The following is a 17,175-nucleotide window of genomic DNA, read 5'->3' on the forward strand; positions in this document are numbered from 1 at the left end:
TTGATCCGCACGACCAAGCTTGGTAGGTTGGCAATCGGCCGCAGGTTGTACACCGACTCGACCCTCGGAGCGTTCAGTGCTAATGGAGTGGCGTGGATGTCAGTGTTTGGCAAAAAGCTTCCGGGGTACCTTTGATAGGCACTCATTTCCGTCAGATGTAATGAGAACAGTTTCCGTGATTTCGAAGCCCCAATCCTCGTACCAAAAACCGGTCATAAAGTGGAAGATCATACCGGGCTCAAGCACCGTCCTGTCCCCGCGGCGCAGGCTCATGGTATGTTCGCCCCAATCCGGAGGATACGACAGCCCGACTGAATAACCTGCCCGAGTCGTTTTCTCCAGTCCGTATTTTTCAAGAACATCAAAGAATGCCACGGCCCAATCTTCGCAAGTTGCGCCGGGCTTGGCAACTTCAAGGCCCACTTCCATACCTTCAAGAGTGGCCTCCTCTGCGTCCAAGAAGTGCTGCGGAACCTTGCCCAGGCAATAAGTTCGCGCGGTCGGGACATGATAGCGCTTATAAACGCCGGCTATTTCGAAGTACGTTCCTTCGTTATTGCGAAGCGGCTGATCGTCCCATGTGAGATGACATGCGGATAGCTCGGAGCCTGATGGAAGCATCGGTACGATGGATGGGTAATCGCCTCCGAATTCAGGTGTTCCGCGGAGCGCCGCCTCGTAGATTTCGGCGACAAGATCACACTTGCGCATCGCCGGTTCCATTTTTTCCAAGATGCGCTCGTGCATGCGAGTGACTATTTGTCCCGCATTGCGCATGTATTCGATCTCCCGAGGGCTTTTGACCGCTCGCTGCCAATTAACGAGCACCGTCGCATCGACGAATTTGGCGTTGGGCAACCCTGCTACCAAAGTCTCAAAGGCAGTCGCAGAAAAATAATAATTATCCTTTTCAAGGCCAATGACGCCCTTGTCGAGCTTGCGATCCGCAAGAACCTTGCAAAGATCTTCCATGGGATGACAAGCAGGCGTCTGGACATAGCTATCGCAGTAGCTCACACAATTCTCGTCCGAGAAATAGACCGTCCGCTTGGCGCCGTTCTCATCCGAGCACCGACCCCACCAGATCGGGTCACCTTCTGGGGAGACAATAACTGCTTGGTGATTGTAAAAGGACCAGCCATCATAGCCGGTCAGCCAAGCCATGTTCGCAGGCTCGCTAAGGATAAGGGCATCGATTCCGCGCCTCTGCATCTCAAGACGCGTTTTCCTGAGCCGCGTTTGATACTCTTCCAAGCCGAAATTCAATTTTGTTGCAACCATTGTTTTGACTCCGTGTCAAGCAGCCTGGAAGTTTATGTCCATCGGCCATGGAAATGGGCGCAGACGAGGCCATCTCGTATTGCGTCTGGTACCGTTATCAGGTCAACGTCGTGCGGTGCTGCCCAGTCACGAGAGACTCGGCTGCTGGCAAAGTACTATCGCCAAGCACCTGTGATCTCGAAGTACGCGAAAGCTTCGTCAACAGTTCCTCTCGCGTCAGCCAAACGATCCAATCGTCGTCGTCTATCCCATGAGCAGGCAAGTGTAGTACTGAGCCGTGTGGCTCTCGATGCCGATAGCCGTAGCGATCGACAACACCTTTTTCGATGTGCCAGCCGGCAACTAGGGCGTAGATGAAGTCTGGCGACCATTTAGCCCATGCTAGTCCGAATGCAATGCGACCGACAACGGTAGAGAGACGGCAGCCTCTAAAGTCCTCGCGCAACCAGATGTCGCCCTGATAAGCCACCAGCCCGGTTATGCTGCGAGCACTCGGCGCATTGCACCGAGATGAGGAGTCAACCCCGGCTTTGAGGTTTGGATCCGCGAACCAGGCTTTGAGCGATCCAAGGTGCTCAGCAAGGTTTGTGTTGGACAGATGGTCTAAACGCATTGCCTGGACATGCGCCACTCTTCCTTCCCGATCCCGCCCAACGATCCAAAAGGCCTTTCCAGGCGGAAGATCAGAACAGTCAGGACGGAAGCTGGGATACGTCGGTGACTTTCCCGGAAGTTTGCTCGTGATCTCCACATACTCCTCAAAATCGTCGCCCATCGTAATATGGAGACCGGATGTGCGCCCCAGCTCGTCTGCTGCACAGATGTACTTGGAAACCTCTAGCGTGGTCACATTGCTCTGCATGCCAATGAACCCCGTTTAGTGTTTAGTGCGATGAACATACATTGCTTTTTAGAGGTTCCGGGCGAGCACCGAAACTACGGGGTCTGATAGTTGACTAACACTCATTCCCGCAAAAGCGCCCTGCCCTATGGGCCATACGAGTGTTCCCCACGGAAGCTCTGTCTCGGCACCACGCAGTTGCAGGCTGTTGTCAATTGCAGTTTATAAATTCAAAGGCGCCCTTCCTTCGAGGCCATCCGGATCGCTATGACTGGCGCGCCGGTTGAAATCACATGGGCCCAGCACCCCGGTGCTTTCCACCTTGCACTCGCGCAGAACGTGCAGAAGATTCGATCGGATGTATTTCAAGGCCGAAGGCGTGTCGAACGCCGCCGGAATCTGTTTACTCGACGTTGAATATGGCGTCTGGGTGTATCGCGAAGGTGACGACCTTCGGCGCGGGCGCGAACCCCAATCGTGATCATAGTTCCCAGGGTTGCGTCAGATCGCGCGCTGGCGAGTCCTAAGCCGAGTCGCATCGATCTTACGTCATCGCTCGACTGCAACTCAAGGTCACCGGCGACCACGGGAATTAGTTAATATCTCCTCCTCTCACTTCTACGGAGGTGACATCATTGGGGTCGAGGTTGGGGACGCTGGAATCGCGTCCCGAGGCCTTTGCGCAGGGATGCAGGAGCTGGTTGAAGCTTTCGTAGTGATCCAGGATCACATCGAACACATCGCTCTCGGCAACCGCGCGCAGGCTGCCCATCCGCTCGGCTGACCGCTGACCATAGGCTCGTCTGTGGAAGAATTCGTTCCTCAGGTCCGTTGCCGTTTCAGCCATCCGTTGGATTTCCATTTGGTGGAGGGGGGATGCCGAGGACTCGACATCGGGCGAGCGAATCTTTTCATGAGACGGGCCAACGAATCCACCTGTGTGGTCATGGAGTGCGCCTGTTGGTGGACTGCGCCCCTTAGGGGTGGACAGATCGGGATGAGGAATTGACCGGCCTACCGGGTTTTCGGAAGGAAGACCCATGGCAAAGCACCGCAGTCACAGCGTCGAATTCAAACGTCAGGTCGCGCAGGAACCAGCTTGGGGTAAGCGACATCACCTATGTTTCATCTACGTCGCCATCGTCCTCGATGCCTGGTCGCGTTGATCGTCGGTTACGCCATCGGTCGGTCGATCCACGCACGGCTGACGGTGGCAGCCTTGAAGGCGGCCATTGACAGAAGAAGGCCGCCGCACGGCGTGGTCCACCATTCGGACCGCGGCTCGCAGTATGCTGCCGAGCTCTACCGCGAGACACTGGCCGCCAACGGCCTGATCGGCTCGATGGGTCGCCGGGGAAACCCTTACGCCAAGGCCGAGAGCTTCATGAAAACGCTGAAGGTCGAGGCGGTCTATCCGATGGCATTCGAAACCTTCGAGGACATCACTGAACATCTTCCCCACTTCATTGAGGAGGTCTACAACAAGCGCCGGCTCCATTCAGCGCTCGGCTACTTGAGCCCCAAACAGTTCGAGGATCAACACATCCGGCAGACTGGCAAATCAGCAGCCTGATCCTTGTCCACCCCAAGGGGCGCACTTCAAGTGCCGAAGTAAAATTCCCCAATTAAGCCGACGGGGTCGTCATGGAGAGATGGCCATTTTTCGGCGGCCGTCCCCTCGGTTTAGGCGGAGGGGTGAAGGCTGGAGGAGTGATCAGCGCCTTCGAGCGGACATGCTCCGGCATGAGCTCGGCATGCTGACGCAATCGATAGCTTGATCCCTCGATTTGTACGACAACGGCATGGTGCAGAAGCCTGTCGAGCAGCGCAGTGGCAACGACCGGGTCGCCGAAGACATCGCCCCATTCGGCAAAGCCGCGATTTGAGGTGAGGATCATTGCGCCACGTTCGTAGCGGGCGTTGACGAGTTGGAAGAACAGATTGCCGCCGCCGGCGATGACCGGCAGATAACCGATTTCGTCGACGATCAGCAGGCTTGGCCTGCAGAAGAAGCGGATGCGCTCCTGCAGTCGACCTTCTCGTTCGGCTCGTGCGAGCGCGGCGATCAGATCGGCGAGCGTCGTGAAGTAGACGCTCTTTCCGGCCTTGACGGCCTCGACGCCGAGAGCGGTGGCCAAGTGGCTTTTGCCCGTTCCCGGTGGGCCGAGGAAATGCACAGCTTCACACCACTCGATGAAGCCGAGCTGTGCGAGGGTGAAGATCCGATCCTTGTCGAGCGATGGCTGGAAGGAGAAGTCGAAGCCGGCCAGCGTCTTGATCGTCGCAAGCCGCCCCATCCGCAGCGCGGTCTTGATGCGGCTATTCTCGCGCAAGGTCAGCTCCTCGGAGAGCAGGATGTTGATCGCTTCCAATGCCGAGAGTTCGCCATGCTCGAGGCGCCGAACAACATGATCGAGAGCCTCGAGCGCCCGGGGCATCTTCAGGCCGACGAGATCGTGGCGAATGCGATCGATCATTGAGGATGCGGTATCGAGGGCGGCGCTCATGGGCGGTTCTCCCGTGCCATGGCTTTGCCGACGGCGTCATAAAAGGCCAGCGACCGATGAGTCACTCTGTCGCCAGCGCCCTGGAGAACGACGCTGCTGTCCGTCGTCGGTGGCCGCGAACGCTGGGAGGCCACGCTTCGACGATGATCGGGGTGGACGCGTCGTTGTCTGCGCCCCTCCAGAACAGGGTGGACGGCGATCAGCGTGCCGTTCTCGAAGATGCGGACCTCGTCCGCGAGCGAATGGACTTCGACCATCCGGCTGCGGGTCGCGTCGGGAACACTGTAGGCATTGCCGCCGACGCTGACCATGCCTTCGCGCGAGATCCGGCGCTCCAACTTCAGAACCGAGCGGAAAGCGGCGAGCGGAAGCGGGCGCAAATGCGGCCGTTCTTCGGCGAAGGCCTCATTGACGACGCGTAAGGTGGTGGCATGCTTGCGCGGATTGGCGATGCTGTCCAACCAGTGTCGCAGTTGAGCGTTGAGGTCGTCGAGGTTGCGGAACGAGCGCGCCAGGAAGAAGTCTTCACGAATATAGCGAAACGGTCTTTCGACCTTGCCCTTCGTCTTGGCCCGATAGGGACGGCATGCCCTCGGATGAAAGCCGTAGTGACGCGCGAGATCAACAAGCGCACGGTTATAGACAATACCCTCTGTCTCGCCTTCGCCGATGACCGCGGTCTTCATGCGATCGTAAAGGATCTCGCGCGGAACGCCCCCAATCGCCTCGAACGCGGCGACGTGGCAACGCAGCACCGTCGGCAGGTTCTGATGCATGACGAAGCGCGCCCAGATGAGGCGGCTGTAGCCCAGCACCATGGAAAACAACCAGACGATCCTCGGCGTCGTCGGTTCGTCGGTGAAGACGACATGAAACTGGGCAAAATCGACCTGCGCCTGCTCACCCGGCGGTGTCTCGAAGCGAACCTCAAATCCTTGTTCGCTCGGCGGCCGGATGTCGCGCAAGAAGTCGGTCAGCGCCGTATAGCCGCCGGAATAGCCGAGATCCCTGATCTCGCGGAAAAGCCGCCGCGCTGTCAGGCCGGGATAGGTCTGCACGCGTTCGCGAAGATAGGCCGCGAACGGGTCGATCACCGTCGCTCTCGGCTTGCGCGGTCCATAGACCGGAGCCTCCAGCCCGCGCTCGATGTACTTACGCACCGTCTTGCGATCGATACCAGCCTGCCTGGCGATCGCCGACACCGACAGACCTTGCCGATGTAGATCCAGGATCATCATCATCTCCCTCAGCTTGATCACCGAAATCCCCCTTCCGACCATCGGAAGCAGTATCGGTGATGACATGTGACCGATCTTCCGGGGCGCGCCCCGGAAGACCGGTCACGGCGCAAACTGGGGAAGATTCAAACGGCACATTTGGGGAGTATTGTTCCGGTATCGACATTAATCTATCCCGGAGCCGGAGACCCCACGTGCGCAGGCTGCTGCTGGCTGAGCTGTGCACTCTGCTGGATCAGCGTGCCGATTCCGATGAAGCCGCCCCTTTGTTCCGAGATTATTGCGCCCCCGGATTCCGGGATGATCTCGCCCCCTGGGGATGGGGTCTGCTGGCAGTGACTGTTGTCAGTTCATTCGCATGGTGAGTCAAGATTTCCGACGTTGATTTCGGCGGAGGCTCTCGCCGTTCAGATCGATGCGATGGGCGTTGTGGACCAAGCGATCCAGGATCGCGTCGGCATAAGTTGGATTGCCGATAACCTCATGCCAGGCTGATACGGGGAGCTGGCTGGTGATGATGGTGGAGCGACGTCCGTAACGGTCTTCGAGGATTTCGAGGAGGTCATGTCGCGCTTGATCATCGAGAGGTTCGAGGCCCCAATCGTCCAGGATCAAGAGCTGAACATGGCCCAACGTGCGCTGCAGGCGGGCATATCGCCCGTCACCACGAGCAAGTGTCAGTTGGGCAAATAGCCTTGGGACGCGCTGGTAAAGGACGGAGCGATCATCGCGGCAGGCCTTGTGCCCGAGCGCGCAAGCCAACCAGCTCTTTCCGACGCCGGACGGCCCGCAGATGGCCAGATTGTCGTGCGCATCGATCCAGTCGCCGCCAATCAGCTTCATGAACAGCGCGCGATCGAGACCGCGTTCGCTGCGGTAGTCCACATCCTCCGGGGTGGCCTGATGGCGAAGCTTGGCGAACCTGAGGCGTGCGGCGAGCTTTCGATCGTAGCGCGAGCTCCATTCCCGTTCGAGCAGCAATCCAAGCCATTCGGCGTGAGAAAGTTGTTCGCTTTCGCCATTGGCGGCCAATTCGCTGAACGCCTTGGCCATGCCGGTCAGGCCCATGGCATTCAGTTTATCGAGGGTTGGATGGGCAAGCATCTTTCGTTCTCCTTAGTGGTAATAGCGGGGTCCGCGAATGTTGGTGTGATGGATCGGCTCATGCGACGTCGCTCCAGCTGACGCAGCGGTTCGGTCGAGATGATTGTCGAGGATGGAACGGACCGAGCCGTAGGTTCGCGCTCCGATTTCCAAGGCACGAGCGCAGGCGGCATTGACCCTTTCGCGGCCAAAGCTCTTAACGAGGCGGATGATCCCGAGGCAGGCTCTGAAGCCCTGTTCCGGATGCGGCCGATCATTGAGGATGCGCTCGCACAAAAGCGCGACATCTGGCCCAAGGGCGGATGCTTCCCGGTGGATACGTTCTATCGTCCAGTCGGCAAAGCGGCGATGCGACGAGGGCATGTGCTCAGGGATCGTCGTGTGTTTGCCGTTGCCGCTGGAGCGCCTGTGGGCCGCGATGCGCTCGCCTTTGTGGAAGATTTCGATCGTATTGGCGGTGATGCGAGCCTCGACCTGCTCACGGGCAAATCGGTAGGGGACGGAATAGTAGTGACGCTCGATCTCGACGTGATAGTCGAGCCCGGCGCGCCGGATGCGCCATTCGGCAAAAACGTAGCGTTCAACGGGTAGCGGTCGCAACGCCGGCTGATCGATTTCTTCGAAGAGTTGACGCCGCGTGCAATTGACCCGTCGTAACACCCGTCGCTCGTTGAGATCGCCGAGCAATTCCATGATGGCCGCGTTGAAGTCAGCCAGACTGTAAAAGACGCGGTGACGCAGACGTCCTAACAGCCAACGCTCAACGATGCGAACCGCCGCTTCAACTTTTGCCTTCTTTCAAGTCCCGGACTGCAGTTCGTGCTGACACTCAAGCGCGCATAGAGTTCGAGGTCACGCACCCGTTCCATCCGTGGCGCGGCTTGCGCTTCGTGCTGTCGACACGCAAACAGAACTGGGGCGAAGACCGCGTCATGTTCTACGACGCTCAAGGACGGTTGCGTTCGCTGCCGGCCTCGTGGACCGATGTCAATGAGGCCGACCTGTTCAGTCAGGTTGCTGCAGATCGGTCCTTTTCCCGCCCAGACGATCTGTCGGCGCTGGCGTCATTGATTGATCGCATTAAGAGCCGTCAGGAAGAGTGACGAAGCGTCAAGTAATTTACGCCGCACATGTAAGGATAATTATGCCGCGCGCGCGATGCCATCGATCAGAATAAGGGCATATCTCTTGCATCAATAGGATGTCAGCGACGATAGAGATATAATTTAATTGACGTGCGATTTTTGTGCGGCATAATTTAGCTTACAAAAGGAGGCTCCCATGACCAAAGAAAGCAAGCCCGATCGCCTGCGCCAGGTGGGCGCTCTGAACCCCAAGCCCGAGCGCGTCCGCGCCCCCTGGTTCCGGGAAGCAGGTTTCTTTGATCCGCTCGATCTCGTGCAAGTGAAGTATGAGATGCTTCGGCACGCCCGCAAAGACGGCACCAACAAAGCGGATGCGGCCGCGCTTTTCGGGCTGTCTCGGCAGACCTACTATCAAGCGGAGGCCGCGTTCGAGCGCGATGGCATGTCCGGCCTCTTGCCGCGCACCCGCGGGCCGAAGTCAGCCCACAAGCTTACTGGCGAGGTCATGCGTCTCGTCGAGGAGCATCTCGATGCGAACGGCCAACTGCAGGCCCGTTCTCTGGCGGACCTGGTGCATGCGAGACTGGGCATCAGCGTCCATCCTCGCAGCATCGAACGTGCGGTGGCGCGTAAAAAAAACGATGACAAGCCGACGCACGCAATCGCCATGTCGGAGAACGGCAAGGATGTTTACGAAGCGCTCCGCGCCGATGTTATTTGCGGCACGGCTTGCGCGAGGCGCATGGGCGCCATCGTCTTTCACGGACTGTGGCGCGGCCTGGCAGTGCTCATCGCACCACATCAATCCGCGATAGCGCGACAGCAGTCGACGCCTCGGCTCAAGACAACTTCACTGGTCGCGCACGATCGCCAGCTCGTGCACATGCTCGCCAATATGGTGCTGGCAGCAGAGACAGGAGGAAGCCATGTCTACTGATAATGCCATGAAGATTAACGCCGATCACCTGCGGCGCGATGCGTTTCTCTACGTCCGCCAGTCCTCCCTTCGTCAGGTGTTCGAGAACACCGAGAGCACGAAGCGGCAATATGCACTGCGGGACCGCGCGGTGGCGCTGGGTTGGCCGATTGAGCGTGTCCACGTCATCGACAATGACCTCGGCCTTTCCGGTGCACAGTCGCAGGACCGCGACGGATTTCAGCGCTTGGTGACCGAGGTCGCGATGGGGCACGCAGGGATCGTGCTGGGGCTGGAAGTATCTCGCCTGGCTCGCAACAATGCTGACTGGCATCGCCTTCTGGAACTGGCCGCCATGTCGCGCACGCTCATCATGGACGAAGATGGCGTTTACGACACCGCGTCGTTCAACGATCGTATGCTGCTCGGCCTGAAGGGCACGATGAGCGAGGCCGAACTCCACATCCTGAAGTCTCGACTGCAAGGCGGCATTCTCAACAAGGCGCGTCGTGGCGAGCTCGAGTTGCCGTTGCCGATCGGACTGGTCTACACGCCTGATATGCGCGTGGTGCTCGATCCGGATCGCCAGATCCAGGACACGGTGCGCATGCTGTTCGATACCTTCCGGGAGGTGGGCTCAGCCTGTGCGGTCGTGCGTCGCCTGCGCAGCGAGAAGATCCTGTTTCCCCGTCGTATCCGTCGCGGCATCGGCAAGGGCGACGTGCTGTGGAGCGAGATCGACCATTCTCGCGTGATCCAGATTTTGCACAATCCACGATACGCTGGTGCTTTCGCATACGGACGCACACGCACGGTCTACAATGCCAAGCTTAAGTCCGTACAGCAGAAGATGCCGAGGTCCGACTGGCAGGTGCTCATCCCTCAGGCCCATGAAGGCTACATCTCGTGGGACGAGTTCGAACGCAATCAAACAAGTCTCGAACAAAATGCAGTCGGTTTTTCTCCGGGCCTGCGGGGTCGTATGCCTCGCCAAGGCAACGGCTTATTGCAAGGAAGAGTTTTGTGCGGTCGTTGTGGCGCTCGCATGCGGGTCCATTATGAACAGTTCGAGGGCAATCTTCGTCCCTATTACATCTGCAACGAGGCCGTCGTGCGCCACGCGGGCAAGGCTTGCCAATGGGCAAGAGGGCCAGCGATCGATGAAGCGGTCAGCGCGTTGCTGCTCGAAGCAATGGCACCAACGGCGATAGAGGTCGCGCTTGCGGTGCAGGAGGAGATCTCACAACGTGTCGAGCAGGCTGCCTCGCTGCGCGACAAGCAGTTACAGCGCGCCCGGTATGAGGCTGAACTCGCACGCCGTCGCTATCTGAAGGTCGATCCCGACAATCGCTTGGTTGCCGACGCACTCGAAGCGGACTGGAATGGCAAGCTTCGCGACCTCGATACGCTTCAGCGCGAACATGAGCGTCAGAACGAGACAGACCAGTCATTGCTGGACGGCGCTATGCAGGAACGGATCCGAGCGCTGGCCGCAGATTTTCCGCGCATCTGGAATAACGAGCGCACGAGCCCGGTCGAGCGTAAACGCATGCTTGGTCTCCTCATCGAAGACGTGACACTGCTCGTCGACGAGAAGATCAACATGCACATACGCTGGCGCGGAGGTCGCACGCAAAGTCTGGCAGTAGCTCGTCCCCGGCCCATGGCCGTGATCCGCAAGACCCCGGAAGCGGTTGTGGCACTGATCAACGAACTGCTGGAGACCGACAATGACCAGCAGATTGCCAGTCGTCTCAACGCACTCGGGCATCGTAACTGGCGCGGTGAGGCTTTTACCTTGAAGAAAGTCATGCTCGTTCGTCGAGCCTATGGGCTGAAGACCCGGTTCGAACGGTTGCGCGAGAGCGGCATGCTAACTGGCGAGGAAGTGGCTCGTCGATTTGGCGTAAGCGCCACAACCGTACACCAACTCGGACGCGATGGTGTTCTCAAGCGCCATCGCTACGCTACCAACCACCGCTACCTGTATGAGCCACCGGGCAACGTCAGACTCGCAAAAGGAGTCGGCGGCCGATATGGTAGCCGCCAACCCCGGTTAATTGACGCTCAACAAATCCAACAAGGTGCATCGTGATGTCTGCTCCTTGTCTCGCGGGCGGCGCGGCCGCGTCGGTAGAACAGCGCTGCCGTAATGAGCCGCCATGCCAGCGTAAGTGCGGTTGACCTGCGGATCAAAGTGGCATGCCTTGATGATGGCCACCTTGGCATTGTCGGGAACCAGCAAGGCCGGTGCGCCGCCAAAAAACTCAAGAGCCAGGATATGGCACTCGATCCAGTCGGGAAGGGTCTCGCTCCAGCGCGCCTGCGCAAACGATAAGCTGGAAGCGCCCAGGACAGCTACGAACAGATGCGCCTGCCGTGTCTTGCCCGTCAAACGATCGACGATCACCGTAACCGTATCGCCGGCATAGTCGACGAAGAGCTTGTCGCCGGCAGCGTGATCCTGGCGCATCGTCACAGGCAGCTTCATCGCCCAGCCGCGATAGAGGTCACAAAAACGGCTGTAGCGATAACCATCCGGATGACGGCTGATATATTCGTCCCAAAGGATCTGCAGCGTCACGTGCTTGCGCTTCAGCTCGCGGTGAACCTGCGCCCAGTCCGGCTCGACGCTGCGACGATGCCCCGTCTTCGTCCCGGCCGCCTTGTAAAGCGCGGCTTCCAGAACAGCGTCACTGACATCGTCACCCAACGGCCAGGAAAGGCCAGCAGCGGCCGCACGACGCAGCGTCTCGCGCACCGTCGAGGGTGCAGCTCCAACCCGGACCGCTATCGACTTGTGGCCAAGCCCCTGCTCAAAGCGATATCTCAGTATCTCGCGGACACGCCGCATCTCCAATCTCTCCGCCGGCATCCCGTTCCTTCCCTCATGACAGTCGAAGGACGGAACTTCACACCAGCAGAAGACCCACTCCAGAGCCGTCCGACAGGGGGCGGCATCATCTCGGAATCAGGGGGCGACTATTGTTCGGAATGAGGGGGCGGAATGATTTCGGAATCAGGGGGCGGATTGCCTCGGAATTTGCAATCAGCGGTGCAACCCCATCAGCGGAATGGCTCGGCCCACGTCCCGGCAGGGACGTTTCAGGCGTTCAGATGCTGTAGGCTATTCGTAAGATCTCACGCTGCGGCTCCTACATTTGGGTCAAAGAACTCGCCTGCCTTAAGCATGGCATGCATGATCACCGCCAATTTCCGCGCCAAAGCGACGGCGGCCCGTTTGAAGCCAATCCTATCCCGGAGCCGGAGACCCCACGTGCGCAGGCTGCTGCTGGCTGAGCTGCGCGAGTCCTATGTGAAGCCATACGCGAAGCGCGGCAAGACGGACGCCGCGTGCCGTCATAGTCGACTTCCCCGGATTGATAGCGCCGGGTGGTCAGGCCGACCCAAGCGCCAACGGACCGGACTTCCTGAAGTTGCCCGGGTCCTCAAGGGGGCGCAGGCTTCAGGAGATGGGGCATGACGTCCGACTGATGAAGGCTCTTCCCGCGAAGCTCCATCATGCGGCGACTGCTGCCACCCGGCCGAGATGACCGTCATGGGCTTGGGTGTAAGCGGGGCCATGGCGGCGGAAGATCTCCGCCACCTCCAGCGCCGGTCGCATGGCGCGATCTCAGGCCGGCGGGACGACCTCGAGGCGCAGGCGATCGAGCGGGCTCTCGGTCCGGGAGATCGTGGTTGTCGCCACCTGCGTGTAGCGCGCCGTCGTCGACAGGCTAGTGTGCCCGAGCAGCACCTGCATGATGCGGATATCGACGCCGCTCTCGAGAAGATGGGTGGCAAAGCTGTGCCGCAGCGTGTGGACGCTGACCCGCTTGGTCAATCCCGCCGCCTTGGTCGCCGAACGGCAGGCGGCATAAAGCACCTGCACATCGATCGGCTTGTCGCCCCGTCCGGGAAACAACCAGTTCCTCGGGCGCGCCAGTCGCCAATAGGTGCGCAGGATGCCAATCAGCTGCGGCGACAGCATCACCGTGCCATCCTTGGCGCCCTTGCCGTGACGGACCTGGATCACCATGCGCTGGCTGTCGATGTCGGCGACCTTCAGGCTCACGGTCTCCGAGGCGCGCAGGCCCGCAGCGTAGGCGGTCGTCAGCGCCGTGCGCGCCTTCAGCGACGGCACCGCTTCGAGAAACCGCACGACCTCGTCGGCGCTCAGGATCGCCGGCAGCTTGCGCGGCGTGCGCGCATAGGCGATCCGCTCGGGAATCTCCGCCCGGTCCAGCGTCACGCCGTAAAAGAACCGCAGGGCGCCGACCGTCTGGTTGAGCGCCGGCCAGGAGATGCCCTGCGACACCAGGTACACCTGGAAAGCGCGCACATCCTCCAGCCCCAGACGATCCGGGGAGCGGCCGAAATAACGGCTGAACTTTGTCACGGCATGCAGGTCGGATCGTTGCGTAGCGGCGACAGGTTACCGAGCGTCATGTCGTCGATCATGCGGCGGCGCAGCGGGCTCACCGCTGCCGGAGTGTCGGTCATCGGTCGGTCTCCTGGTCAGGGTTGGTTCTCGACACCCCAACATCCCATCAGGAGACCGCGCCTCCAAACGCCCACCGCTCCCGCGTCAGCGGGTTAGTTCAATCCTGAATGTCGATTGCACCTAGTCTCTCATGTTCCCTGTCAAGGCTGAAGGCGAGCGGCATCGGCCACTTGGCGCGAGCGTGCGAAGCAGTCGGATTGGCTGAGGCTGCACAGGGCCGGGGTTGAGCTCAGAGACGACGGTTGATCAGACTCTCATCCGCGGGTTGGGTACCGCCTTCCGTGTCTTCGTCTCGGGGCTGTCCTCGGTCTAGAGGGCGGGCGTCGAGCGGATTGGCTCGGCCACATAACTAGCGACGGGAGTTCCCCACCGTGGCTCACCCCCGGCCCCTTTGCAGCGGGCTGGGTCGAAACTCGTCTATGACGGTGCGACCTCCTGCCCGATGGCCCACAGGAAGGCGGCCATCTCGCGTGCGATCGCGGCCACGACCACCGGTGGCTTCTTGCCGGCGGCGTTGAGGCGACGATAGCGAGCGCAGAGCCTGATTTGCGCCTTCCAGGCGATGTCGCGGACAGCCTTGGGCAATCCCTCGAGCCGGACCCTCAGAGCCTCGCTGACCCTGGCTGGGTAGCGATAAGTCCAAGCCGCTTCGACCAAGGCGCGGCGGGCGCGTCGATTGCCGGCGAGCGTGAGGCTCGACCGGCGCACCGTGTCGCCGGTCGAGCGCTCTCCCGGAACCAGGCCGAGGAAGGCCATCAGCGGCGGCGGACTATCGAAGCGGCGTACATCCCCGATCTCGGCCGCGAAGATCACCGCGACCAAGAACGAGGCGCCGCGCATCGCCTAATAGGCCTCGACGAGCGGCGCCATGGACCAGGTTGGCACAATGGCGCGCACCTGTTCGTCCAGGCGGCGTAGCCGTTGAGCCGCGTCCTCGATCGCGTCGATCTTCTCCCGGAACACGATCTGCTGCGCCGTATGCTCGAAGCTCTGGCGGGCAAGCCAGCGCCGGTGCGCCAATGTCCAATGGCCGCCGCCTTCGTAAATCCGCCCATGGCGCAGGAGGAAAGAGAGTAGTTGCTGGCGTTTGCGGCGCAGGTCGTCGGCGCTGGCTTCCCGAGCCCGGACCAGATCGCGGACAGCCTCGTGGACGACGTCCGGCACCCATACCCCGGTCAGCTCGCCCGCTCGGTGCAGCCGCGCCAGCGTGACCGCGTCCCGCCGGTTCGTCTTGACTCGCTCGCCCGACCGCTTCGGGATCAGGGCCGGCGCAACCACCATGCAGTCGTGCCCAAGATCGCGGACCTGACGGTACAAGCCGTAACCCGTCGGCCCTGCCTCGAAGCAGACGTGCAGTCGATCATACTTTTTTCCCAGCTTCTTGATCGTCCGCTCTATCGTCGCAGGATTATTCTCGACCTCGCCGACGAACCGAACTTCGCCCGGCCGGCCGCCCTCTGCGATCGCCACCGCGTGCTTCTTCTTGGCCACGTCAAACGCGACAAATGCTTCGTTATACTCCCCCATGGCTCGCCCTCCGTGCGTGAGGATCGGCTCGGCCCATCCGAGCAACCCTCGTCTTTCAATCGCACGAAAGGGCGGGCCACCGATCTCCGCCACGGAACATGACGTCTAGCGGGCTGGACAAAAGGAAATTCTTTTTGAAATCTCCCCGGCAATCGGCCGGAACCCTGGAGGTGGTTCCTGTTACTCCGCATTCGGTGCCAAACGTCATAGTCGCCATGGGGATTATAGCAAGGCACGATTAGCGTTGCGCCACAGACACTATTGCAAACGGTTGCCGTTGCAACACATACAACGGCAGCCGAGTGGCCCTGCGAAGCTGGAATAATGCCGTTCGCAGGGCGGGAGCTTGTTAACATCGACGCTGACGAAGGTCGACCGCCGAGATTGCAGCAAAGGAGATGTCCTTGGACGTACGGTGCAAGCATTGCTGATCTGCGATCTTCTGCCTCATCTCAAGCGCACGTCAGGGACGTGAGACATGCGTTATCGGCTGGCTACGTGTGCGAACCGCGGTCGTCGTTCGCTCGATCGTCAAAACGGTTTCAGGTGCGCCGCTCCCATCATGAAGCGCGGCAAGTCGCTCGCCGAGCTCGTGGTCGGCCGCCGAGAGGCGATGGTTCAGACGAAGAAAGTCCGTCCATGTAGGCGTCCGGAACGTCTCCGTCCATAGGGTCGGAGTCAGCAAGTTGCGCTGGAGCGTCCAGTTTCGCGCACCCGCTTGGCTCTGGATGCGCCGCCGCTTGCGCATGCACTCAAAAAAGGCCTCAAGGTCCTGTTCGGCTATGACATAGTCAATCTTGACGACGATAGGACCGCTTCTCGGCGTCAAGTCGAGTGCGAGCGACGGCGGTACGAACTCCGAAGCCTCTTTCTCCGACTCCTCCCACAACTCGATCGGCAGCGCGAATGCTGCTGCGGCCACCAGGATTAGAACCGCGGCGGCCCCCTCGAAAGCTACGGTCAAGGAGTAGTTCTGGGCAACCGTGCCCCAGATCCAACTGCCTGCAGCCATGCTGCCGTAGGAGAGGGCGTAGTAGATCGAGAGCGTCCGGCCGGCGACCCATCTCGGACTCGACATCTGTATCGAAACGTCAACTCCGGTCCAGGTGAGGAGCCAGCCGGCGCCACCGATCGCCGACGCAAGGGCCGCAACGGGGATCGAAGTAGTGAGAGGAAGCAGAAAGCAGCATAGGGCACAGGTAACCGATGCAAGTACGATAAGCCGGTCCTGAGAGACAATCCGTCTCAGGTAGCTGCTGCTGAGACCAGCGGTAAAGGCACCCACGCCGAATGCTGCCAGGAGGGCGCCGTAAGCGATCGGCCCGCCCGCCAAATGATCCCGGACGATGAGCGGCAGCAGAGAGAGGATGGAAATGCTCGCCACGCCGAACAACGTCCCGCGCACGATTGCCGCCTTGATTTCCGAGGACATCGCCGTGAAGCGCAGCCCATCCTGAATGGCCGTAACGACGCGCTCGCGCGGCAGCGAAGACGAGCGCACGTGCCATTTCGAACGCGAGATAGCGGCGAGCGGGACGAGACCACTCAGCGCCGCCAGGATGAACGCGGCAAGGGGTCCGAAGAAAGCTAGGATCGTGCCGCCAATGGCAGGGCCTGTGCTTCGAACAATGTTGTAGCCGAGCGACATCAGCGTGACCGCCGCAGGGATGTCGCGCTTTTCCAGAATATCGCCGACAGACGCGTGCCAGGCCGGATCGTTCAAGGCAAATCCGCATCCGGCAAGGAAATTCAATCCCAGAATCAACCAGGGACTGACAATCCCAAGTGCAACCGAGATCGCCAGCGTCAGGTAAGCTAGAGCGATCACGAAGTGTCCGGCAAGCATCACGCCCCGCCGGCTGAAACTGTCAGCGACGGCTCCGGCGAGGATGGACAGGAAGAATGCGGGCAGCGTGGACGAGGCCTGCACGAGCGCCACCATCAGATCGGAGGCCGAAATCGTGGCCATCAGCCAACTGATTGCCGTCGTCTGGACAAGCCATCCAAGGCTGGAGATCTGCGTCGCCGTCCAGATCGCACGAAACGCCCGGTTCCGGAGAGGAGCCAAGGTGGTCGAAACGGCCGGATGCGGATCTTCACGCTGCATTTGTTGTGTCTTTCTCAAGCTCCTACCGCGCTGCTTCGACGCAGCAGAATATCTGCTGCCGAAAG

12 protein-coding genes and 5 pseudogenes are annotated in these 17,175 nt (G+C 60.3%); 5 read left to right on the forward strand and 12 right to left on the reverse strand.

Annotated elements, in window-relative coordinates:
• Positions 1-99: 99 nt before the first annotated feature.
• Together doeA and N0Q91_RS02525 are read right to left on the reverse strand one after the other, a co-directional pair.
• On the reverse strand, positions 100-1,281 hold the full coding sequence (doeA, locus tag N0Q91_RS02520) for an ectoine hydrolase DoeA (RefSeq protein ID WP_275596192.1): 1,182 nt from the start codon (positions 1,279-1,281) through the stop codon (positions 100-102).
• A 97-nt stretch (positions 1,282-1,378) separates the two neighbouring features.
• The gene (locus tag N0Q91_RS02525; protein ID WP_275596193.1) at positions 1,379-2,143 is read right to left on the reverse strand and encodes a hypothetical protein; all 765 of its coding nucleotides are present in this window, start codon (positions 2,141-2,143) and stop codon (positions 1,379-1,381) included.
• A gap of 337 nt (positions 2,144-2,480) precedes the next feature.
• Here N0Q91_RS02525 and N0Q91_RS02530 point away from each other — a divergent pair, with 337 nt between their 5' ends.
• Entirely contained in the window at positions 2,481-2,603 is a 123-nt protein-coding gene (locus N0Q91_RS02530) for a hypothetical protein (RefSeq protein WP_275596194.1), read from the forward strand.
• A gap of 111 nt (positions 2,604-2,714) precedes the next feature.
• Here N0Q91_RS02530 and N0Q91_RS02535 read toward each other — a convergent pair whose 3' ends face one another.
• Entirely contained in the window at positions 2,715-2,969 is a 255-nt protein-coding gene (locus N0Q91_RS02535; protein WP_275596195.1) for a hypothetical protein, read from the reverse strand.
• A 315-nt stretch (positions 2,970-3,284) separates the two neighbouring features.
• Here N0Q91_RS02535 and N0Q91_RS02540 point away from each other — a divergent pair, with 315 nt between their 5' ends.
• Positions 3,285-3,695 carry a DDE-type integrase/transposase/recombinase gene (locus tag N0Q91_RS02540; RefSeq protein WP_275596196.1) on the forward strand — a complete coding sequence of 137 codons (411 nt, stop codon included), beginning with the start codon at positions 3,285-3,287 and terminating at the stop codon, positions 3,693-3,695.
• A gap of 52 nt (positions 3,696-3,747) precedes the next feature.
• Here the strand turns inward: N0Q91_RS02540 and istB (N0Q91_RS02545) are convergent, their stop codons facing one another.
• The 4 genes and pseudogenes from istB (N0Q91_RS02545) to N0Q91_RS02560 form a co-directional block, all read right to left on the reverse strand.
• Positions 3,748-4,629, reverse strand: coding sequence for an IS21-like element helper ATPase IstB (istB, locus tag N0Q91_RS02545; protein ID WP_275596197.1), 882 nt, complete (start codon positions 4,627-4,629; stop codon positions 3,748-3,750).
• Positions 4,626-5,888, reverse strand: coding sequence for an IS21 family transposase (gene istA, locus N0Q91_RS02550; protein WP_275596400.1), 1,263 nt, complete (start codon positions 5,886-5,888; stop codon positions 4,626-4,628). The genes istB (N0Q91_RS02545) and istA (N0Q91_RS02550) overlap by 4 nt, the downstream gene beginning before the upstream one ends.
• A gap of 345 nt (positions 5,889-6,233) precedes the next feature.
• Positions 6,234-6,971 (reverse strand): IS21-like element ISRel16 family helper ATPase IstB, encoded by a 738-nt coding sequence (gene istB, locus N0Q91_RS02555; protein ID WP_275596198.1) that lies wholly within the window; start codon positions 6,969-6,971, stop codon positions 6,234-6,236.
• A 12-nt stretch (positions 6,972-6,983) separates the two neighbouring features.
• Positions 6,984-7,766, reverse strand: a pseudogene (locus N0Q91_RS02560) (Mu transposase domain-containing protein); the annotation flags it as partial.
• Positions 7,767-7,861: 95 nt separating this feature from the next.
• Between N0Q91_RS02560 and N0Q91_RS02565 the strand changes: the two are divergent.
• The 3 genes from N0Q91_RS02565 (at position 7,862) to N0Q91_RS02575 (ending at position 11,067) form a co-directional block, all read left to right on the forward strand.
• Entirely contained in the window at positions 7,862-8,074 is a 213-nt protein-coding gene (locus tag N0Q91_RS02565; protein WP_275596401.1) for a DUF5372 family protein, read from the forward strand.
• A 178-nt stretch (positions 8,075-8,252) separates the two neighbouring features.
• Entirely contained in the window at positions 8,253-8,993 is a 741-nt protein-coding gene (locus N0Q91_RS02570; RefSeq protein WP_275596199.1) for a helix-turn-helix domain-containing protein, read from the forward strand.
• Complete coding sequence (locus N0Q91_RS02575) at positions 8,983-11,067, forward strand: recombinase family protein (protein WP_275596200.1); 2,085 nt, start codon at positions 8,983-8,985, stop codon at positions 11,065-11,067. Before N0Q91_RS02570 ends, N0Q91_RS02575 begins: the two co-directional genes overlap by 11 nt.
• Before the next feature lie 9 nt (positions 11,068-11,076).
• Here the strand turns inward: N0Q91_RS02575 and istA (N0Q91_RS02580) are convergent.
• From istA (N0Q91_RS02580) to N0Q91_RS02600, 5 genes and pseudogenes are all read right to left on the reverse strand, one after another.
• Positions 11,077-11,826 (reverse strand): annotated as a pseudogene (istA, locus tag N0Q91_RS02580) (IS21 family transposase); the annotation flags it as partial.
• A 287-nt stretch (positions 11,827-12,113) separates the two neighbouring features.
• A pseudogene (locus N0Q91_RS02585) lies at positions 12,114-12,426 on the reverse strand (transposase); the annotation flags it as partial.
• Positions 12,427-12,606: 180 nt separating this feature from the next.
• Positions 12,607-13,475: pseudogene (locus tag N0Q91_RS02590) on the reverse strand (tyrosine-type recombinase/integrase).
• Positions 13,476-13,893: 418 nt separating this feature from the next.
• A pseudogene (locus N0Q91_RS02595) lies at positions 13,894-15,003 on the reverse strand (IS110 family RNA-guided transposase).
• A 463-nt stretch (positions 15,004-15,466) separates the two neighbouring features.
• Positions 15,467-17,110, reverse strand: coding sequence for an MFS transporter (locus tag N0Q91_RS02600; RefSeq protein WP_275596201.1), 1,644 nt, complete (start codon positions 17,108-17,110; stop codon positions 15,467-15,469).
• Between the last annotated feature and the right edge of the window lie 65 nt (positions 17,111-17,175).

The sequence above is a fragment of the Sinorhizobium prairiense genome, from assembly GCF_029201645.2.
Taxonomy (GTDB): Bacteria; Pseudomonadota; Alphaproteobacteria; order Rhizobiales; family Rhizobiaceae; genus Sinorhizobium; species Sinorhizobium meliloti_A.